A 14,975-nucleotide genomic window follows, 5' to 3' on the forward strand; every position below is an offset into this window, starting at 1 on the left:
CTCTTACTCACTCCCCGCGCTGGCGGCAGCAAGCGCGTCGGCGCCGCCGACGATCTCGCTGATCTCGTTGGTGATCTCCGCCTGGCGGGCCTGGTTGGCCTGGCGGGTCAGGTTCTTGACAAGCTCCTCGGCGTTGTCGGTGGCCGCCTTCATGGCGGCGCGACGCGACGCCTGCTGCGACGCGGCCGACTCCAGGAGCGCGAAGTAGATCCGGTTGGTCACGTACTGGGGAAGCAGCTGGTTCAGCGCCTCCTCGGCCGACGGCTCGAACTCGTACAGCGGCAGGGGGCCGCCGAACTCGGTGTCGAACACCTTCGGCTCGACCTTCTCGATCTCCAGCGGCAGCGTGCGGTTGGCGCCGGCCCGCTGGGTGATCATGGAGACGAACTCGGTCGAGACGATGTGGATCTCGTCGACGCCGCCCTCCGCGCTGTCCTGGACGAACTTGTCCATCAGGACCGAGGAGATCTCCTTGGCGTGCGCGTAGGAGGGGCGTTCGGTGAAGCCCTCCCACGAGTCCGCCATGGGACGGTCCCGGAACTTGTAGAAGCCGATGCCCTTGCGGCCCACCATGTAGGTCAGGACTTCCTTGCCCTGCTCGGTGAGGAGCCGGGAGAGGCTCTCCGCTTCCTTGATCGCGTTGGTGGTGTACGCGCCGGCGAGGCCCTTGTCGCTGGTGATGACCAGGACGGCGGCCCGGATCGGGTTCTCCGACTCGGTCAGCAGCGGGTGGTCGCTGACGCGGGAGGCCACCGCCGACACCGCCCTGGTGATCTCCCGCGCGTAGGGTCCAGCCGCCTCGGCCGCCTTCTGCGCCTTGGTGATGCGCGTGGTGGCGATGAGCTCCATCGCGCGGGTGATCTTCGCCATCGACTTCGTCGAGCGGATCCTCCGGCGATAGACGCGAAGCTGTGCACCCATGGGCTACTTCCCGCCGGTCTTGGCGACCTTGATGGTCTCCTGGCCGACCTCGGACGCCTCCAGGGCCTCGGCCTCCTCCTCGGTGCCGAGGATGGTGCCGGAGCCGGTCTGGAAGGTCTTCTTGAAGTCGGCGAGCGCGTCCGTGAGGGTCTCGGCGGTCTCCGCCTCGAACTTGCCGCTCTCACGGATGTTGCCGAGGAGCTTGTCGTGCTCGCGACGCAGGTACTCCAGGAAGTCCGCCTCGAAGCGGCGCACGTCCTCGACGGGCACGTCGTCCAGCTTGCCGGTGGTGCCGGCCCAGATGGAGATGACCTCCTCCTCCATCGGGAAAGGGGAGTACTGGCCCTGCTTGAGCAGCTCCATGAGGCGGGCGCCCCGCTCCAGCTGCGCCTTGGACGCGGCGTCCAGGTCCGAACCGAAGGCGGCGAACGCCTCCAGGTCGCGGTACTGGGCCAGGCCCAGGCGCAGGGTGCCGGACACGCTCTTCATGGCCTTGGTCTGCGCGGCGCCACCGACTCGGGACACCGACACGCCGACGTTGATCGCCGGGCGCTGGCCCTGGTTGAACAGGTCGGACTCCAGGAACACCTGGCCGTCGGTGATGGAGATGACGTTGGTCGGGATGTAGGCCGACACGTCGTTCGCCTTGGTCTCGATGATCGGCAGGCCGGTCATCGAGCCGCCGCCCAGCTCGTCGGACAGCTTCGCGCAGCGCTCCAGCAGGCGGGAGTGCAGGTAGAAGACGTCACCGGGGTAGGCCTCGCGGCCCGGCGGGCGGCGCAGCAGCAGCGAGACCGCGCGGTAGGCCTCGGCCTGCTTGGTCAGGTCGTCGAAGACGATGAGGACGTGCTTGCCCTCGTACATCCAGTGCTGGCCGAGGGCCGAACCGGCGTAGGGGGCGATGTACTTGAAGCCCGCGGGGTCCGAGGCGGGAGCGGCCACGATCGTGGTGTACTCCATCGCGCCGGCCTCCTCGAGAGCCCCGCGCACACCCGCGATGGTCGAGCCCTTCTGGCCCACGGCGACGTAGATGCAGCGCACCTGCTTGGTCGGGTCGCCGGACTCCCAGTTGGCCTTCTGGTTGATGATCGTGTCGATGCAGACCGCGGTCTTGCCGGTCTGACGGTCGCCGATGATCAGCTGGCGCTGGCCACGGCCGATCGGGGTCATCGAGTCGATCGCCTTGATACCGGTCTGCAGCGGCTCGCCGACCGGCTTGCGCTGCATGACGGTGGGGGCCTGGAGTTCGAGCTCGCGACGCTGGGACGACTCGATCTCGCCCTGGCCGTCGATCGGGCGGCCGAGGGGGTCGACCACGCGGCCCAGGTAGGCGTCGCCCACCGGGACGGAGAGCACCCGGCCGGTGCGGCGCACCGACTGGCCCTCCGCGATGCTGGTGAAGTCACCGAGGACGACGACACCGATCTCGCCGATCTCCAGGTTCTGGGCGATCCCCTGGGTGCCGTCCTCGAATTCGAGCAGCTCGTTCGCCATCGCAGAGGGAAGGCCACCGACGCGGGCGATGCCGTCACCGGAGTAGGTGACGGTTCCGATCTCCTCGCGTGCGGCGGCGTCAGGCTCGTACGACTGGACGAAGCGCTGCAGCGCGTCCCGGATTTCCTCCGGTCGGATCGTCAGCTCCGCCATCTCACGTATGTCCTTGCTCTCGTTGGCGCCGGTTTCCCTCGGCGCCGTGCGTCTTGCGTTCGGTGCGTCGTCGCCGTGTCAGCCGGCCAGACGCCGCCGAACCTCGGCGATGCGCCCTGCGACGGTGCCGTCGATGACCTCGTCGCCCACGCGGATGGAGAGCCCACCCACGATCTCCGGCGCGATTTCGGTGTTCAGGTGGATGGCCCGCCCGTACATCCGGGTGAGCACGGCCTGCAGCTTGTCCTGCTGGGCGTCGCTCAACGGAACGGCGGTACGCACCACCGCGACGTAGTGCTTGGCCCGCTCCGCCACCAGCTGGCTGAAGTGGTCGAGACCCTGCTCCAGGGTACGTCCCCTCGGCCGGGTGACGGCCTCGGTGACCAGCGCCGACGTGGCGGTGCTGGTCTTACCCGAGAGAAGGTTCTCCACCAGGGCGCGCCGGTGCTCGACCGGAACGCCGTCGGAGGTCAGCGCGGCGCGCAGCTCGGGCTGGGCCGCGACGATCCGGCCGAACCGGAACAGCTCGTCCTCGACGCCCTCCAGTCGCTGCGCGGTGTCCTGCCCGGCGACCGCGGCGAACACCGCGGCCCGCTCGAGGGCGTCGACCAGGTCGCGCGGCGAGGACCACTTGGCCTGGACGATGTCGCTGACCACGAGGATCGTGGCCGGCGACACCTTCGACTCCAGCAGGTTCCCGACGAGAGCCGACTTGCTTTCGGAGGATCCGGACTGGTCGGCCAGCCACCGGCGCAGGGAGTGCTCCTGCCCCAGAAGGGCCACGACCTCGAAGAGCTCGTGGCCCAGCGTGGCGGTGTTGGCCGACGGCAGGATGCCGTCGAGGCGCCGGGTCACCTCGTCCAGTGACGTTCGGCTGACACCCCGCATCAGCGCACCTCGGCTTGCTGGGCGTCGTCAGCCTGCTCCAGCTCGGCGAGGAACCGGTCGATGACCCGGCCCTGCGCCCCGCTGTCGGCGAGGGACTCCCCGACGATGCGAGTGGCCAGATCGGTGGAGAGGGTGCCGATCTCGATCCGCAGCTGGTTCATGGCCTGCTGGCGGTCGGCCTCGATCTGGGCGTGCGCCGCGTCGATGATGCGGCGTGCCTCGACCTGGGCCTCCTCACGCGCCTCCGCGATGATGGCGGCGCGCTGCTCCTTGGCCTTCTCCAGCTCCTGGGAGTACTGGCGATGGGCCTCTCCGAGCTTCTCGCGATACTGCTGGCGGGCTTCCTCCGCCTCCGCCTCGGCCTTCTTCGCCCGCTCGATGCCACCCTCGATGGAGTCGGCGCGCTCGTCGAGCATCTTCGTGATCCGCGGTACGGCGTACTTGTACACCAGCGCGAAGATCACAACGAAGGCGATGAGACCGAAGACGAGTTCGTCAATGTGAATCCGCAGAACGTTCTGTTCTTCGGCGGCCAGGCCCAACATGGTCAGCGCCCCTTCACGTTCGGTTTCCTAGTTCCTTCGCCGGTTCGCTCTAGATGGCGAACGCGAGAACGAAGCCGAGCAGAGCAAGGGCCTCGATCAGCGCGAAGCCGATGTAGATGTTGGTCTGCAGCGGGCCGCGGGCCTCGGGCTGGCGGGCGATGGCCTGCATGCCCATGCCGAACACGATTCCCACACCGATGCCGGCACCGATGACGCTGATGCCGTAACCAATGACGTTCAGACTGCCTTCCATTTTTTCTCCTTGAGGATCATGACCGCAGGGCCAGATATCACGCGCGCCCCGGATCGGGCACGCTGAGTGGTCGGTGTCGAAAGAGCTTGCGCGGAGGCCTTCCGGCCCCTAGTGCGCCTCCTGGGCCTCTCCGATGTACAGCGCCGCGAGCAGCGTGAACACGAAGGCCTGCAGGAACATGATCACCAGCTCGAAGGCGGTGAACAGGATGAACGCGAGCAGGGAGGCGCCGGAGAACAGCACCGAGATGGTACCGAACACCGGGCCCGCGCTCGGGTTGAACATGTACCAGCCCCCCGCCGCGAAGGTGGCGAGCAGGAGGTGACCGGCGAACATCGTGGCGAACACACGGATGGCGTGCGTCGCCGGGCGGATCATGAAGTTCGAGATGACCTCGATCGGCACCAGCAGCGGGAGGATCCACCAGGGGGCCCCGGAGGGAACGACCGCCGACTTGAGGTACTTGCCGACCCCTCCGTGGGCGCGGATTCCCACCACGATGAAGGTGATGTACACGATCAGCGCGAGGCCCACCGGGTAGGACAGGTTGCTGGGGACCGGAAGCTGCAGGAACGGGATGATCCCCATGATGTTCATGGCGAAGATGAACAGGAACAGCGAGATCAGCAGGGGGAGGTACTTGTCCCCTTTGACCCCCATCATCGGCCGCGAGATCTGGGTGCGGATGAAGAGGAAGAAGATCTCGCCGATGCTCTGGCTCCGGCCCGGGACCTTGGTCTGCTTGCGCGTGGTCCACCACAGGAACAGGAGCGTCAGGGCGGTGGCCACCAGCAGCAGCACCGCGTACTTGGTGATGCCGCCGAGGTAGGGGCTGCCCGCTCCGTAGTCACCCCATGACCAAGCCTCCGGGAAGAAGATCCCGACGGAGGGGGCTTCGAAGCCGGGGCCTCCCGGCGTGAACAGACCGCCACCGCCCTCGGCAGCGAGGTTGAGCGTGTCAGCACTCACGGCGAACCCTTCCGTCGTGAATTCAAGAGAATCTGGTCGGTTCTTAAGCGTCTTGCGGTGGGCCGCTCACAGCGGTCCACGTGGGCCGAACCCATCCGGAACGCGGATGCGGTCGGGAAACCTCACCCGCTAGGGGCGGGTGCGGAGCCTGGCGAAGAGCATGTACATCGACAAGCCGAGTCCGAGGAGGATTCCGATGGGCAGGAACAGCCCCTGGTAGTCCATTAATCGGTCGAGCAGCCATCCGATGCCGCCCCACACGATCATTCCGGCCATGAGCAGGGAGACCACGCTCATCCCGTCGACGGAGCTCTCGCTCTTCTCCGTAGAGGCCTTGTCCGGCTTCAGTGACTCACTCATGCCGTCGCTCCGCAAAATAGCAGGCGGGAGCGGGGAGCCCCGCGATGGGGGTGGAATCCGTCCGCCGGGCGCGGCGCGCGTCACACGTTCTCATGCCGGATTCCCGCGTCGGTGGGGACGGTGTCCGGGAACGGCTCGACGTGCGGCGTCTTGGACGTGGCGAGCACGCGGACGTGCCCTCCGAGCCAGGAGACGACTCCGAGGAGCGCGGTGACGGCGAAGGCCGTGGTGTCCAGCCAGGCGATCGGTCCGGCGCCGCGCACCACGAGGAGCACGACGGCCAGGAGAACCGCCTTGACGAGGAAGGCCCCCATCATGGCCGGCATGAAGAGGTCCGGGTTGTGTCGGCTGGCCCTCGCGACCGCGAGTCCGCTGACACCGAAGAAGACGAGGACGAGGAGGAGTGCGATCGCCGCACCGACAGCGCCGGCCGTACCCGCGATCGCGGAGAATACGGCGACAGCGCCGCCTCCGACGACCAATGTGGGAATCGCGGCGCCGCGGAGGATCCTGGCGTCGTGTTCCTGCATGTGCGGGCTCCGGTGCTGTTGTGTGGGGTGCTTGCTCGTGAAAGCTATCACAAGGATTTCGGCGCCCCATCCAGGGACGCCTTTACGCCTTGCTTACCCGTGACCGAACCGCCCGGAGGACCGTGGTTCCTCGCTTCGTGTCTACTGCGTCACCCTGCCGTTTCCCCGTCCGTTCAGGCGGCGTTCACCCTTTTCGGCCTCCTTGACCAGCGCCGGCCCAGTGCGCCGAATCACGTTCCGGAAGGCTCGGTGTGGTCGTCCGTGAGCGTCCTCCCCGTCTTCGCGCGGGCCAGCGCCCTGCGGCGGCGCATTCTCGGAAGCGTGATGAGACCGACCGCGCAGATCGCTACCAATGTGGTAACGGTCAGCACGATCATCGGCGCGTTGAAGATCGACAGCGACACGGCGGCGAACGAGATGATCGCCGCCCACAGGTACATCAGCAGCACGGCCCGCGCGTGGGAGTGGCCGAGTTCCAGCAGCCTGTGGTGCAAGTGCTTCTTGTCGGGGGCGAACGGCGACTTGCCCGCGAGGGTACGGCGCACCACCGCAAGCACCAGGTCGGCCAGTGGAAGGGCGAGCGCCAGCAGCGGGAGCAGGATCGGCAGGAAGGCGACCAGGCCGCTGGAGTCGAAGCTCACGACCGCGTTGGCCTGGAACTCGCCGGTCACGGTGATGGTGATGGACGCCAGAAGCAGCCCGATCAGCATCGACCCGGTGTCCCCCATGAACACCCGCGCCGGGTTGAAGTTGTGCATCAGGAAGCCGGCGCAGACCCCGACCAGGATGATCGCGATCATCGCGGGGTAGGACTGCCGGTCGAACCCCTGGTCGACGGCGACCACGTAGTAGTAGGTGAAGAACGCCGCCGCCGCGATCGCGACGATCCCCGCGGCCAGGCCGTCCAGCCCGTCGGCGAAGTTCACCGCGTTGATGGTGACGATGATCAGCAGTACCGACAGCACGGTGCCGAGTTCGGGACCGAGCACGAGCGTGGTTCCCGGCAGCGGCAGCCACAGCAGCTGGACGCCCTGGGACACCAGGATTCCGGCGGCCGCGATCTGGCCGGCCAGCTTGGGGATGGGCGCCATGCCCCACCGGTCGTCGATGATCCCGATCACCACGATCAGGGCCCCTGCCAGCAGCAGCCCCCGCCACCAGGTCTGGTCGAAGAAGACCGCCCGAAGGTGCGGCAGCTGCGCCGAGATGAGCAGCGCGGCGGCGAACCCGCCGTACATGGCGATTCCACCGAGCCGCGGGATGGGTTCGGTGTGCACGTCCCGGTCTCGCACCGGTGGGACCGCCCCGAAGGCGATCGCGGCACGACGGACGAAAGGGGTCAGCAGATAGGTGACCGCCACGGCGATGACGAAGGTCAGCGCGTACTCACGCACGGCTTTTCAGGAGCCTTCCATGGGCCTGCCGCGCCGGTCCGAGGAAACGGCGCGGGGTTTGGCTTGAGAATGACATCGACGCTAGCACCACTCGGTGGTGCCGTGGATCGCTTTCGGTGGAACAATTCTCGCCGAAAGTCCTGTCCCTAATCCCCGGCCCCTCCCCGGAGGGCGTCCCCGAAGGACTTTCCGGCAACCGTGACGAGCCGGAGCGAGGGGCTGGTTTCCCGCTGGTCGTGGCCCTTCCGGGGCCTCGACCGCCCCCGAGACCCCGGAAGGGCCACGACCAGCGGGGGACAGCGGTCTCAGGACGCTAGGGCGTCGTGTCGTCCCCGGCGGGCTCGGGCCGCGTCCGCTCCTTCTCGGGGGCGGTCGGGGCCGGGCGGTCGGGCTTCTTGAGTTCGGCGATGACGGTGCCGCACACGGCGCGCAGCCGCTCGATCCCGATGGCGCCCGAACGCAGCACCCGCGGCACCGCGTAGGTCAGGTCGACGATGGTCGAGGGTTCCTCCCCCTCGGACGGCCCGCCGTCGAGGTAGACGCCCACGCTGTCGCCCAGCTGCTCCGCGGCCTCCCCGGCGGTGGTGGCGGCCGGCCGCCCCGAGGCGTTGGCCCCGCTCACCGCCATCGGGCCGACCTCCTTGAGCAGTTCGAGCGCCACCGGGTGCATCGGCATCCGGACCGCGACGGTCCCCTTGGTGTCGCCCAGGTCCCAGGACAGGCTGGGGGTGGCCGCGCACACGATGGTGAGCGGGCCGGGCCAGAACTCCTCGATCAGGTCCTGGCCGTGCCCGCCCAAGTCGTCGATGAGGGCCTGCGCGGCGCGGACCGAACCGACCAGGACCGAGGGCGGCGCCTCGCGTCCGCCCCCCTTGGCCTTGAGGAGCCCCGCCACCGCGCTCGGGCTGAACGCGTCCGCTCCGAGGCCGTAGACGGTGTCGGTCGGCAGCACCACCAGCTCCCCGCGACGCACGGTGGAGGCCGCGTCCGCGATACCGGTTCTGCGCTGTTCCTCGTTCCCACAGTCGTAGTTGCGGCTCACAACGTCACCTCGGTGGTCTGCTCGGGGTCTGGTCAGTCCTCGGCCCGCCGCGCGACCACGAAGCGGTCGCGGTGCGCCAGGTCCTTGTGGTTGAGCACGTCGCGCCAGCCGAGCTTCTCGGGGAACAGCCGGGGGATGTCGATCCCCTGTCCGTCGCCGTGCTCGATCGCCATGAAGCCGCCCGGGCGCAGCAGCCGGCGGCCCACCGCCTCCAGCTCGCGGATCATGTCGAGGCCGTCCGCGCCCGACCACAGGGCGGGCGCGGGGTCGTGGTCGCGGACCTCGGGCGGAATGCGTCCGGCGTCGTCGGTGGGCACATAGGGCGGGTTGGTGATGAGCAGGTCCACCCCGCCGTCGAGTCCGGCCGGGCTGGTCCGCATGTCGCCGTGGTGCGCGGTGATCCGGTCCGCGTGCCCGCTCTCCTCGATGTTGCGCCCGGCCCAGGCCAGGGCCTTGTCGTCCAGTTCCACCGCGTGCACCCGGGAGCGCGGGACCTCCTGGGCGATGGAGATCGCGATGGCGCCCGACCCGGTGCCCAGGTCCACCACGAGGGGATCCGCGACGTCCATCGCGCGCAGGACGTCGATCGCCCAGGAGACCATGATCTCGGTCTCGGGGCGCGGTACGAAGACGCCGGGGCCGACCCGCAGCTCCAGGTAGCGGAAGAAGGCGCGGCCGGTGATGTGCTGGAGCGGTTCGCGGGCCGCGCGCCGGGCGACGCACTCCCAGTAGCGGGCGTCGAAGTCGCCGTCGGCGACACTGTGCAGCTCTCCCCTGCGGACGCCGTGCACGAACGCCGCGAGTTCCTCGGCGTCGGTCCGGGGCGAGGCGACACCGGCCTCGGCGAGCCGGAGGGTCGCCCGGGCGACCTCGTCGAGCACGAGGTTCACCGCTGGGTCCCGGGACGTGTCTTCAAAGCCATTTGTGGTCCGCTCCCCTACTGCTGGGCCGCCTCCAGCCTCTCCTTGGTGTCGGCGTCGATGAGCGCCCCGAGGACGCCGCTCAGGTCGCCGTTGAGCACCTGGTCGAGGTTGTACGCCTTGTAGCCGACACGGTGGTCGGAGATGCGGTTCTCGGGGAAGTTGTAGGTGCGCACCCGCTCGGAGCGGTCCACGGTGCGGACCTGGCTCTTGCGCTCGGCCTGGGCCTCGGCGTCGGCGGAGGCCTGCGCCTCGGCGAGGAGGCGGGCGCGCAGCACCCGCATGGCCTGCTCCTTGTTCTGGAGCTGGCTCTTCTCGTTCTGGCAGGAGACCACGATGCCGGTCGGCTTGTGGGTGATGCGCACCGCGGAGTCGGTGGTGTTGACGCTCTGCCCGCCCGGGCCCGAAGAGCGGTAGACGTCGACGCGCAGGTCGTTGTCGTTGATCTCCACCTCGACCTCCTCGGCCTCGGGGACCACGAGGACCCCCGCGGCGGAGGTGTGGATGCGCCCCTGCGACTCGGTGACCGGCACCCGCTGCACGCGGTGCACGCCGCCCTCGAACTTCAGCTGGGTCCACACGCCCTGGCCGGGGTCGGCGCTCGCCTTGGCCTTGACCGCGATGGTGACGTCCTTGTAGCCGCCGAGGTCGGAGTAGGTGGCGTCGATGACCTCGGTCTTCCAGCCCTGCCGCTCGGAGTAGCGCAGGTACATGCGCACCAGGTCCCCGGCGAACAGCGCGGACTCCTCGCCGCCCTCACCCGCCTTGACCTCGAGGATGACGTCCTTGTCGTCGTTGGGGTCGCGCGGGAGGAGCAGGTGGCGCAGGCGCTCGACCAGTTCCTCCTGCTGCGCGGCGAGCTGCCTGGCCTCGTCCGCGAACGCCGGGTCCTCCTCGGCGAGCTCGTTGGCGGCCTCGATGTCGTTCTCGACCTGCTTGAGCTCGCGGTAGGCGGCGATGACGGGGGTGAGCTGGGAGTAGCGTTTCGCCAGTCTGCGCGCCTGGGCCTGGTCGGCGTGCACGGCGGGGTCGGCGAGCTGCTGCTCAAGCTCGTAGTACTCGCCGAGAAGATCGTCCAGCTTCACTTCGTACATCCCCACAGAGCGTCGGATCGAACAACCGCGTGTCGGTGCGCGGCCGGTGCCGGTACGGCGGCGCGCCACTCGCGGGAACCGCGGTGGGCGCCGCCGTCGGCGGACGCTACTTCCGCTTGCCGAAGCGCTTCTCGAAGCGGGCGACCCGGCCGCCGGTGTCCAGGATCTTCTGCTTGCCCGTGTAGAACGGGTGGCAGGCGGAGCAGACGTCGGTCCGGATGGCTCCTTCGGTGGCGGTGCTGCGGGTGACGAAGACGCTCCCGCAGTTGCACGTCACCTGGGTGACGACGTACTCGGGGTGGATGTCGGCTTGCATGCGGATCTCCTCGCTAGGTGCGGTCGCCGGACGCACGCGCGTGGCGGTGCTGCGTCCTGACTGGACGCGGGCATGCGCGAACCGGTACCGCGGCGGTCGATATACCAGTTTGCCAGACCTTCAAACCGCAATCGTCCAGCGCGTATTCCGCGGGTCCTCCGACGGGACCGATCAGGCCCCGGGAGTGCCGTGGTCGGGCGACGCGTCGGGGGCTCCGGGGACCTCCTCGGGGCTCTGGAGAGCGCCGTCGACCCCGGTCTCGGGGCACAGCGCGGTCTCGATGAGCGTCCACGCCGGGGGGTCGGGGTCCTCCGAGTAGCGGGCCTGGAACAGGGTGAGGTGCCGGGTCTCGCTGTGCACCGTCCAGGTGCGGTAGCCGGGGATGTGCCCCGAGTGCATCCACACCTGGACGTCGCAGGAGAGCCGGTACTGGCGGGGGCCGAGGCCGTAGCCGTAGCCGGAGCCGTCCAGGCCCCGCACGGTGAGCATCTCCGCGAGCATCTCCCCGTCCAGGACCTCGCCGTCCAGCAGCGCGGAGTAGAAGCGGTTGACGTCGCTGACGGTGGAGACGATCTGCGCGGTCCCGTACCAGCGGCTGGGATCGAACTCGGTGATGTCGGTGGGCGCGGTGGCCCCTCCGGGCCCCTGGGACACCGGCAGGTAGGCGCGCAGCACCGGCTGCGGCATCGCGGTCCCGGCGGGGACGGAGGTCCCGGTGAGCCCCAGCCGGTCGATGACGCGATCCTGGACCGCCCGCGTGTAGGGGGCTCCGGTGATCTTCTCGATCACCATCGCCACCAGCACGTAGTTGGTGTTGGAGTAGGCGGTCCGGCTGCCGGGCTCGAACACGGGGCCGCGCTCGTTGGCGAGCGCGACGAGCTCCTCGGGGGCCCAGACCCGGTCGCGCGCGTCCAGCACGTCGGGCATCGCCCGGCTGTAGCTGTAGACGCCGCTGCTGTGGCTCAGCAGCATGCGCAGCGTGACGCGGTCCCCTCCGACGAGCAGCCCCGGCAGGTGGTCCTCGACGGTGTCGTCGAGCGTCGCCTCCCCCTCTCCCACGAGCTGGAGGAGGACGGTCGCGGCGAACGGCTTGGACAGGCTGGCGATGCGGAAGCGCGCCTCCGGGTCCACCGGCTCCCCGGTGGCCCGGTCCGCGACCCCGGCGACCCCGTTCCAGCTGTCCGAGCCGCTCGGCCCGGTCTCGACGAGTTCGGCGACCGCGCCGCTGGAGCCCTGCGTCACGACCTCGTTGAGCGCCTGCTGGAGCGCGACCCGCTCGTCGGGGGTCAGCCGGGGCGCGGGCGGCGCGCTCTCCTGCGACGCGGCCGCCCCGGGACCGGGCCCCGCGTCCTCGCCCCCGTCGATGGGCACACAGCCCTGCACCAGGATCAGCGCCGCGGTCCCCAGCGCCGCCGTGCTCGCGAGCACGGATCGTCTTCTACGCGTCATCGAGTCGAATCCCACCATGTAACGGGCTTTTTGGCGAACAACTCGGAGGTTTAGACCCAGGTGGGCGATCGCCGCGTGTCCGGAGTCACACTTCAGGGGGGGCTGCCAGGGCACACATACCGCCCATGTCAGGATTCTGATACCAACGGGGGCCCGAAACCCCAGGATTCGGACGGGACGTCACTGTCGGGGTATTTCCGGGTTCCTGGTGATTCCACGGCCGGATTGAGGACATGGACGCGCGCTGCCGGTGAGTCACCCCGACCGTCTCCCTCGTGGAGGGGGACGGTCGGGAGCTCCGGGGCGCCCCGTTCTCCCCGGACCGGGCCGGGAATTCCTGGATTCCGGCCCGGTCCGAGGAGCGCGGACAAGAACCCGACAGGGACGCCTCCGGCGGGGCGGACGCCGCATGGCCGGATACGTGTCGGGCGCCGGCGCTCCCATCGCGTCGGAGCGGAGACCGGACCTCGTCCTCGGCGCGTGCTCGACGACGCCGGGCGGACGAAGCGGCCCGTGCCGTCATCCGGTCCCGGCGGCCTCCTCGGGCTCTCCCCGGAGGTCATGGTGAGGCAGGTCTGCCCCTTCCGCACGAAAGGAGCGTCCCTCCCCAGTAGTACTGGGGAGGGACGCTCCTTCTCGACTCCAGAACACCGGCGGACGTGTCAGTGCTCGTTCGGGCCGATCGTCGTCTTCTGCACCTGGAGCAGGAACTCCGCGTTGCTCTGGGTCTTCTTCAGCTTGTCCAGGACGAGTTCCAGCGCCTGCTGGGTGTCCAGGGCGTGCAGGACCCGGCGGAGCTTCCAGATGATGGCGAGCTCCTCGCCCGACATCAGGATCTCCTCCTTGCGGGTGCTGGAGGCGTCGACGTCCACGGCCGGGAAGATCCGCTTGTCGGCGAGGCTCCGGTTGAGCTTGAGCTCCATGTTGCCGGTGCCCTTGAACTCCTCGAAGATGACCTCGTCCATCCGCGAGCCGGTCTCGACCAGCGCGGTGGCGAGGATCGTCAGCGAGCCGCCGTTCTCGATGTTGCGGGCGGCGCCGAAGAACCGCTTGGGCGGGTACAGCGCGGTGGAGTCGACACCACCGGACAGGATGCGCCCGCTCGCCGGTGCGGAGAGGTTGTAGGCGCGGCCCAGCCGGGTGATGGAGTCGAGCAGCACCACGACGTCCAGACCCATCTCGACCAGGCGCTTGGCCCGCTCGATGGCGAGTTCGGCGACGGTCGTGTGGTCCTCGGCCGGACGGTCGAAGGTCGAGTGGATGACCTCGCCCTTGACCGTGCGCTGCATGTCGGTGACCTCTTCGGGCCGCTCGTCGACGAGGACGACCATGAGGTGGCACTCGGGGTTGTTCTCGGTGATCGCGTTCGCGATCGACTGCAGGACCATCGTCTTGCCCGCCTTGGGCGGCGAGACGATGAGGCCTCGCTGCCCCTTCCCGATGGGCGAGATGAGGTCGATGATGCGCGTGGTCAGGATGTTCGGCTCGGTCTCCAGCCGCAGGCGCTCCTGCGGGTAGAGCGGTACGAGCTTGGAGAACTCCTTGCGGCTGCGCGACTGCTCGGGCGACATCCCGTTGATGCTGTCCAGGCGAACCAGCGCGTTGAACTTCTCGCGGCGCTCGCCGTCGCGCGGCTGGCGCACGGCGCCGGTGATGGCGTCGCCCTTGCGCAGGCCGTTCTTGCGGACCTGGGCCAGCGAGACGTACACGTCGTTGGAGCCCGGCAGGTAGCCGGTGGTCCGCACGAACGCGTAGTTGTCGAGGATGTCCAGGATGCCCGCGACCGGCAGGAGGACGTCGTCCTCCGCGATCACCGGCTCCTGCTCCTGGCGGTCGCTGCGGCCTCGGCGGTCCCGGCGGTCGCGGCGGCGACCCCGGCGGCGACCGCCGAACTCGTCGTCCTCGTCTCCGCCGCCGCTGCTCCCGCGGCCGCCCTGGGACTGCTGCTCACCGCCGCCGTCCCGGTTTCCGCGACGCTCGTCGCGGCGCTCGTCGCGGTTCCGCCGGTTGCGCTGGCGGTCTCGGCCGCCCTGCCCCGACTGGCCCTGCTCGGAACCGGTGGTCTGGGTGTTGTTGGTTGTCTTGGTCACGCCGCTCGCGGTGGTAGAGGGTTCGGTGCCGTCGGCCGGCGCCTGCTGCTCACCGGCATCGTCGCCGCGTCTGCGGGACGACCGACGGCTGCGCGTGGAGCGCTCCTGACGCTGCTCGGTCTGTTCGGGAGCGTCGACCGCGGGGGTCTCGGCGGCCGCGGGGGCCTCGCTCCTGACTTCTTCCCTGGCGTCACGGCGGGAGTCGCCGTCGGTGGTCTCGACCTTACCGGCTGTGCCCGTCTTTTCGGCGGGCTTCGCCGATCTCGTCGCCTTGGGGGCGCTGACAGGGCCGCCCTGTTTGGTTTCGATGGCCGCGATGATGTCGCTCTTGCGCATCCGTCCGGTGCCCGTGATTCCGAGGTCGGACGCCAGGCGCTGGAGCTCCGCGAGCTTCAGCGCGGACAGGCCGGTGCCGCCGGAACGGCTACGGGACCGCGTTGACGTGCTCTTGCCGGCCGGAGGCGCGGCGTCGCCGACGTCCACAGTGGACGCGGTCTTGTTCTGCGTACTGACCGCCGCGTCCTGGTGGAGTTCGGTGGTGTCGCTCACTAAGGGTC

15 protein-coding genes are annotated in these 14,975 nt (G+C 69.3%); all 15 read right to left on the reverse strand.

What is annotated here, in order from left to right; translation table 11 throughout:
- Positions 1–3: 3 nt before the first annotated feature.
- Positions 4–921: a F0F1 ATP synthase subunit gamma gene (locus tag EV190_RS18365; protein WP_133742831.1), complete on the reverse strand. Its 918-nt coding sequence runs from the start codon at positions 919–921 to the stop codon at positions 4–6.
- Between the two features lie 3 nt (positions 922–924).
- The gene (gene atpA, locus EV190_RS18370; RefSeq protein ID WP_133742832.1) at positions 925–2,568 is read right to left on the reverse strand and encodes a F0F1 ATP synthase subunit alpha; all 1,644 of its coding nucleotides are present in this window, start codon (positions 2,566–2,568) and stop codon (positions 925–927) included.
- A gap of 78 nt (positions 2,569–2,646) precedes the next feature.
- Positions 2,647–3,456, reverse strand: coding sequence for a F0F1 ATP synthase subunit delta (locus tag EV190_RS18375; RefSeq protein ID WP_133742833.1), 810 nt, complete (start codon positions 3,454–3,456; stop codon positions 2,647–2,649).
- On the reverse strand, positions 3,456–4,001 hold the full coding sequence (locus tag EV190_RS18380; protein WP_133742834.1) for a F0F1 ATP synthase subunit B: 546 nt from the start codon (positions 3,999–4,001) through the stop codon (positions 3,456–3,458). The genes EV190_RS18375 and EV190_RS18380 overlap by 1 nt, the downstream gene beginning before the upstream one ends.
- 49 nt (positions 4,002–4,050) lie before the next feature.
- Positions 4,051–4,254 carry an ATP synthase F0 subunit C gene (gene atpE, locus EV190_RS18385; RefSeq protein WP_133742835.1) on the reverse strand — a complete coding sequence of 68 codons (204 nt, stop codon included), beginning with the start codon at positions 4,252–4,254 and terminating at the stop codon, positions 4,051–4,053.
- A 108-nt stretch (positions 4,255–4,362) separates the two neighbouring features.
- Positions 4,363–5,223 carry a F0F1 ATP synthase subunit A gene (gene atpB / locus EV190_RS18390; RefSeq protein WP_133742836.1) on the reverse strand — a complete coding sequence of 287 codons (861 nt, stop codon included), beginning with the start codon at positions 5,221–5,223 and terminating at the stop codon, positions 4,363–4,365.
- Between the two features lie 129 nt (positions 5,224–5,352).
- Positions 5,353–5,583 (reverse strand): AtpZ/AtpI family protein, encoded by a 231-nt coding sequence (locus EV190_RS18395; protein ID WP_133742837.1) that lies wholly within the window; start codon positions 5,581–5,583, stop codon positions 5,353–5,355.
- A gap of 80 nt (positions 5,584–5,663) precedes the next feature.
- On the reverse strand, positions 5,664–6,113 hold the full coding sequence (locus EV190_RS18400) for a hypothetical protein (RefSeq protein WP_133742838.1): 450 nt from the start codon (positions 6,111–6,113) through the stop codon (positions 5,664–5,666).
- Between the two features lie 230 nt (positions 6,114–6,343).
- Positions 6,344–7,507, reverse strand: a complete 1,164-nt coding sequence (locus EV190_RS18405) for an MraY family glycosyltransferase (RefSeq protein ID WP_133742839.1) — start codon at positions 7,505–7,507, stop codon at positions 6,344–6,346.
- A 313-nt stretch (positions 7,508–7,820) separates the two neighbouring features.
- The gene (locus tag EV190_RS18410) at positions 7,821–8,549 is read right to left on the reverse strand and encodes an L-threonylcarbamoyladenylate synthase (RefSeq protein ID WP_133742840.1); all 729 of its coding nucleotides are present in this window, start codon (positions 8,547–8,549) and stop codon (positions 7,821–7,823) included.
- A gap of 32 nt (positions 8,550–8,581) precedes the next feature.
- On the reverse strand, positions 8,582–9,439 hold the full coding sequence (prmC, locus tag EV190_RS18415) for a peptide chain release factor N(5)-glutamine methyltransferase (protein ID WP_133742841.1): 858 nt from the start codon (positions 9,437–9,439) through the stop codon (positions 8,582–8,584).
- 47 nt (positions 9,440–9,486) lie between these two features.
- A complete protein-coding gene (gene prfA / locus EV190_RS18420; protein WP_208113232.1) occupies positions 9,487–10,554 on the reverse strand; it encodes a peptide chain release factor 1 in 1,068 nt (355 codons plus the stop codon).
- 115 nt (positions 10,555–10,669) lie between these two features.
- Entirely contained in the window at positions 10,670–10,879 is a 210-nt protein-coding gene (gene rpmE / locus EV190_RS18425) for a 50S ribosomal protein L31 (protein ID WP_133742843.1), read from the reverse strand.
- 171 nt (positions 10,880–11,050) lie between these two features.
- The gene (locus EV190_RS18430) at positions 11,051–12,307 is read right to left on the reverse strand and encodes a serine hydrolase domain-containing protein (protein WP_243742661.1); all 1,257 of its coding nucleotides are present in this window, start codon (positions 12,305–12,307) and stop codon (positions 11,051–11,053) included.
- A gap of 683 nt (positions 12,308–12,990) precedes the next feature.
- Entirely contained in the window at positions 12,991–14,967 is a 1,977-nt protein-coding gene (rho, locus tag EV190_RS18435; RefSeq protein WP_133742845.1) for a transcription termination factor Rho, read from the reverse strand.
- Positions 14,968–14,975 lie beyond the last annotated feature (8 nt).

The organism is Actinorugispora endophytica (genome assembly GCF_004363075.1).
In the GTDB taxonomy this organism is placed as follows: Bacteria; Actinomycetota; Actinomycetes; order Streptosporangiales; family Streptosporangiaceae; genus Actinorugispora; species Actinorugispora endophytica.

What these genes read in the sequence shown, in the direction of transcription:
- EV190_RS18365 (WP_133742831.1), bottom strand. Translation starts at nt 921, where the DNA reads ATGGGTGCACAGCTTCGCGTCTATCGCCGGAGGATCCGCTCGACGAAG.
- atpA (WP_133742832.1), bottom strand. Translation starts at nt 2,568, where the DNA reads ATGGCGGAGCTGACGATCCGACCGGAGGAAATCCGGGACGCGCTGCAG.
- EV190_RS18375 (WP_133742833.1), bottom strand. Translation starts at nt 3,456, where the DNA reads ATGCGGGGTGTCAGCCGAACGTCACTGGACGAGGTGACCCGGCGCCTC.
- EV190_RS18380 (WP_133742834.1), bottom strand. Translation starts at nt 4,001, where the DNA reads ATGTTGGGCCTGGCCGCCGAAGAACAGAACGTTCTGCGGATTCACATT.
- atpE (WP_133742835.1), bottom strand. Translation starts at nt 4,254, where the DNA reads ATGGAAGGCAGTCTGAACGTCATTGGTTACGGCATCAGCGTCATCGGT.
- EV190_RS18395 (WP_133742837.1), bottom strand. Translation starts at nt 5,583, where the DNA reads ATGAGTGAGTCACTGAAGCCGGACAAGGCCTCTACGGAGAAGAGCGAG.
- EV190_RS18400 (WP_133742838.1), bottom strand. Translation starts at nt 6,113, where the DNA reads ATGCAGGAACACGACGCCAGGATCCTCCGCGGCGCCGCGATTCCCACA.
- rpmE (WP_133742843.1), bottom strand. Translation starts at nt 10,879, where the DNA reads ATGCAAGCCGACATCCACCCCGAGTACGTCGTCACCCAGGTGACGTGC.